8 protein-coding genes are annotated in these 4,137 nt (G+C 56.8%); 4 read left to right on the top strand and 4 right to left on the bottom strand.

Annotated features, from left to right (window positions below; translation table 11 throughout):
- The 4 genes from VN887_17325 to VN887_17310 form a co-directional block, all read left to right on the top strand.
- Window positions 1-190: dihydrodipicolinate synthase family protein (locus VN887_17325; GenBank protein HXT41772.1), on the top strand; the 190-nt coding region annotated here is incomplete at its 5' end.
- Window positions 191-204: 14 nt separating this feature from the next.
- Entirely contained in the window at window positions 205-681 is a 477-nt protein-coding gene (locus VN887_17320) for a GNAT family N-acetyltransferase (GenBank protein HXT41771.1), read from the top strand.
- 112 nt (window positions 682-793) lie between these two features.
- A complete protein-coding gene (locus VN887_17315) occupies window positions 794-1,285 on the top strand; it encodes a hypothetical protein (GenBank protein ID HXT41770.1) in 492 nt (163 codons plus the stop codon).
- 4 nt (window positions 1,286-1,289) lie between these two features.
- Complete coding sequence (locus VN887_17310; protein HXT41769.1) at window positions 1,290-1,775, top strand: hypothetical protein; 486 nt, start codon at window positions 1,290-1,292, stop codon at window positions 1,773-1,775.
- Between the two features lie 67 nt (window positions 1,776-1,842).
- On the opposite strand, the gene VN887_17305 is transcribed toward VN887_17310, so the two are convergent.
- The 4 genes from VN887_17305 to VN887_17290 form a co-directional block, all read right to left on the bottom strand.
- Window positions 1,843-2,661, bottom strand: coding sequence for a dienelactone hydrolase family protein (locus VN887_17305; protein ID HXT41768.1), 819 nt, complete (start codon window positions 2,659-2,661; stop codon window positions 1,843-1,845).
- On the bottom strand, window positions 2,658-3,128 hold the full coding sequence (locus VN887_17300) for a cupin domain-containing protein (GenBank protein ID HXT41767.1): 471 nt from the start codon (window positions 3,126-3,128) through the stop codon (window positions 2,658-2,660). Before VN887_17300 ends, VN887_17305 begins: the two co-directional genes overlap by 4 nt.
- Window positions 3,128-3,790, bottom strand: a complete 663-nt coding sequence (locus tag VN887_17295) for a protocatechuate 3,4-dioxygenase (protein ID HXT41766.1) — start codon at window positions 3,788-3,790, stop codon at window positions 3,128-3,130. Before VN887_17295 ends, VN887_17300 begins: the two co-directional genes overlap by 1 nt.
- 28 nt (window positions 3,791-3,818) lie before the next feature.
- On the bottom strand, window positions 3,819-4,137 hold a 319-nt coding region (locus VN887_17290; GenBank protein HXT41765.1), incomplete at its 5' end, for an MBL fold metallo-hydrolase.

Genomic DNA, 4,137 nt, shown 5'->3' with positions numbered 1-4,137 from the left:
CGGTTGCATCCCGGGTATCCATGAAATCTTGCGCCGTCAGGGTTTGCTGGAAGGCACCTGGTGTCTGGATCCGAAAGAAACGTTGTCGCCTGGCCAGGCCGAAGGAATCAACCGAGTTTGCCGGAGTTATCCGCACTTGAACGACGACGGTTTTGTTCGCGATCACCTCGCCGAATGGCTGCGTGATTGAGTTTCCCGACCCCAATGAAGCCCGTTTCCATCCGCTGCTATCGCCCGGACGATCTGGACGAGATCAAGCGGTTGACCGTGGTGGCGTTCGCTGACGTCACGCTGGAGCAAAACGTCGAGGAAGTTCTTGGCGTTTTGCACGGACACGACTGGCGCTGGCGGAAGGCGCGCCACATTGACGAAGACGCGCAGGCCAATCCGGCGGGCATCTTCGTGGCGGAGGACGGAGGTCGCGTGGTTGGATACATCACCACCCGGATTGATCGCGAGGCCGGCAAAGGGCGGATTCCGAATCTGGCGGTCGCCGCCGAGTTTCGGAATCAAGGTCTGGGCCGGCAGCTCATTGAGAGGGCGCTGGAATATTTCCGCGCCGAAGGCCTCGAATACGCGGTGATCGAAACCATGGCGCAGAACGCGGCTGGCAAGCAAGCCTACCCGTCATGCGGCTTTGTGGAGGTCGCACGACAGATTCATTTCGCGCGCAAACTGTGAACGAAGGAAACACGGTGTCGCGAGTTGGCTTCACGGAAATTCGCAAGCCTGCTTTTCTAGTGTATGATATCGGTGTGAGTCGGAAAAATCGATCTCCCGCGCAAACGGACCCATGAAATTGCCTGCTTATCCATGCGGCCTTTTTGCCGTTTGCCTTTTATTCTTTGCTTCGTGCGAGAAGAAGGCCGAGTCTCCGCGCGCCCGGGAAAGTTCTGAAGTGAGTGCACGAGACGAAACTGCACAGGGAACGGCGACCGAGAACACTGACGATACTTCGAACAGTCTAATGAATGAACGCCATGACTATCTGCGATTGACCTTGCAGAACAGCACTGATGGCAACATTGATGAAACCGCTATTCTTCTTGGCAAGCATTCCTTCACTTTTGGCATAGTTGGGAAGGGATTCTCAAAAGACGTCGTGGGATGGCCGTATCCAGTGGGTACAAACGCCGTGGTTCGATGGCGGGACTCGGGTAAAGCCAATCGAGAATCAACGGTCGATTTTTCGGGGATATACGACCGCAAGGTGCCCGGCGAATTGATGTTCACGATTACGACTACAAATGTGACGGTGAAGTTTACGAGGATCAAGTTTAAGTAACGTAATGTCTATTCGTCTGAATAGCTTTTTTGTCCTGTGCTTTGTATCTTTTGCATCTTGCGAAAAGAAGGTTGAGCCTCCGCGCGCCCGGGAAAGTTCTGAAGCGCGTGCGCGAGACGAAACTGCACAGGGAACGGCGACCGTGAATGTTGGCGAAGGATCAGAGAATGCAGCAAGCGAGCGACATGAGTATTTGGAATTGATCATGCACAACAGCACTGAAGGAAACATTGATGAGACAGCTATCGTTCTTGGCAAGCGTTCCTGCACTTTTGGAATTGTCGGGAAAGACTCTTCAGCAGGGTACGTTGGGTGGCCACATCCGGTCGGTACAAACGCCGTGGTTCGATGGCGGGATTCAGGCAAAATCAAAAGAGAATCAAGGGTCGATTTCTCGAAAATTTACGATCCAAAGGTGGCAGCCAGCCTGACCTTCACAGTTGCAGGGACAAATGTAACGGTGAACTTCAAGAAGATTGATCGCAAATGACGAAGACACGGCACTGAAGTTGAGTTTCCAAAATGATTTACTGAGGGCTCGCTCGTCAAGGAACCCGTCAGAGTTTTTTCAGCGACTCTTTCCAGCGTTTCCAGGCTTCTTCGCGGGCTTTCTTGTTGGCCTCATTTGTGTTGCCGGGGTCTTCACCGGCGCGCATGAAGCCATGTCCGGCGCCGTCGTAGATTTTTGGCTCGTAGGTCTTGCCTGCTTTTTTCATCAGGTCTTCGGATTTCGGGATCGTCGCGTTCACGCGCTCGTCGTTGCCGCCATAGAAACCGTACACCGGGCAGTTGATGCGGGCGATGTCTTCGGCCTTGTCGGGGCCGGTACCGTAAAATGCAAAGGCCGACTTGATGTTCTTGTTATTGGTTGCGAATCGGAACGTCTGGCCGCCACCCCAGCAGAATCCGCCGACGGCCACCTTGCCATTGCACGCCGGCAGTTTCGCGACGTAATCCACGACAGCATTCAGATCGGCAGTGACCTGGCTGGGCGGGAGTGAGGAGATGGCTTTGCGAACGGCGTCACCGCTGCCGAGTTCGGCCGTGCCGCCTCCGCCGGGCGCGGTACCAGAGAGCAAATCCGGCGCGATGGCGATGTAGCCCGCTTCCGCCAGTTGATCGGTCACGCCACGGACCCAATCCGAGAGGCCGAAGATTTCGTGTATCACGACCACGGCGGTGGCCTTGTCCTTCACTTCGGGATAGGCAATGAAACAGTTCACTTCGCGGTCGCCGTGCTTGATCTTTACCCACTCCAGGTGACGCGGAGATTTTTCGAGCCGGGCCTTGGCCCACTCCTGGGCCTGAGCGCTGGCCGCCACCGAAAGGGCGGCTATAATGAACGTCATCCATCGTTTCATGTTCAGTCCTTTCATTTGTCTGCCGTTTTTTCCTCGAGATTTACGGTTTTGCGCGGATCGTACGGCGGTGCGTCGAACGTAAGCAGCAGGGCGCGGTCGCCTTTGGCGGGCACATCGTAACTGTGGCGCACGCCCCTTGGGATCACGATGAAATCACCGACGGTGGCAATGGTCGTGTTGGTGCCGGCGTTGACGACCACACTGCCTTCGAGAACATAAAGGCGGTGGTCGCCATCCGGATGGAAATGAAGGGCAGACCGGCGCGTGACCTCAAAGTAGTTCAGGCGCGCCTCCGCGCTCGAATAAAGAGGCCACAGATGTTTGCCGCTCGCGCCGCGGTCGCGGAGCACATCCGCGCGGTGAATGATGGTCGCCGCGCCGTCAGTCTCGCCGGACCCACGGGCCGGCGGAGCTTCGCCGCCGGCAGCGACCGCCAGAATTGCCAGGAGACCGAGCAGGATCGGGTTGAAGATTTTATTCATCACACGGCCGGAGTGAAGCCCATGACGATATCGAACCGGGCGGCGAGCTCACCGATCTTCGAACCTTTGATGGGCGCAAAGTCTATCGTGACCGCGGCGCGCGCCTTTGGATCCTGGATGCCCTTGTAAACGCCGTCCTTCTCGTTCAGCGGTTCGCCCTTGATGTAGCATTGCGTCGTCCACTTCTCGCGCCCTTTCATTTTCAACGCAAAGTGTATGTGAGGCGTCCGGCCCGGATACGGAACGGGCTTGATGGTGCGGAAGTAATATTCGCCCGTGGTGCCGGTGAGGAAACGTCCGAAGCCCTGGAAATTTTGGTCGCGCTGGTTGTGATCATTACTACGGCTGTGCAGATACACGCCCTTGCTGTCCACCTGCCAGATCTCCACGAGCGCGTTGCGGATCGGCTCGCCGCGCGCGTCAAGGATGCGTCCGCTGAGATGAGTGATGTCGCCGAGGGCCGGAGTGGCGCCATCATTGACGATGATGAGATCGTTGTCGGTGTCGAGCGGCAGATGGTCCGGGTAGAACGGGCCTTCCGTCTGACGGGGCGTGCGCATGAGTTCTTCGGCAAACAGACCGGGAACCGTGAACAGCGCGGCGCCCAGGCCGAGAGTGCGGACGAAGCGCCGCCGGTTTTGAAAAAGGATTGATGGGGTCATAGTGGGATGAGTTGACCGGGTGCTGCCGTTAATACCATTTCCTTAAACGCACTTCCACATTCAAATCCGTTCCGACCTGCTGCTTGAAGGCGTTCAAGTTCGCGAGCGAGGAATCCTGGTTCCGGTAATGGTAGGGATAGACCACCTTCGGTCGAAACTGGCGGACGGCGCTCACCGCCTTGGCAATCGTCATGGTGAACGGGACGTTCATGCAGACAAACGCGACATCGATGTCCTGCAATCCCCGCATCTCCGTGATGTCCTCGGAATCCCCGCTCATGTAGATGCGTTTTTCGCCGATGGCGAGCACGTAACCGTTGCCGACGCCTTTCAGATGATAGGTGCTC

The sequence above is a fragment of the Candidatus Angelobacter sp. genome (assembly GCA_035607015.1).
Taxonomy (GTDB): domain Bacteria; phylum Verrucomicrobiota; class Verrucomicrobiia; order Limisphaerales; family AV2; genus AV2.
Note: the sequence above shows the minus strand (reverse complement) of the source record. Positions and strands in the feature narration are given on the sequence as shown.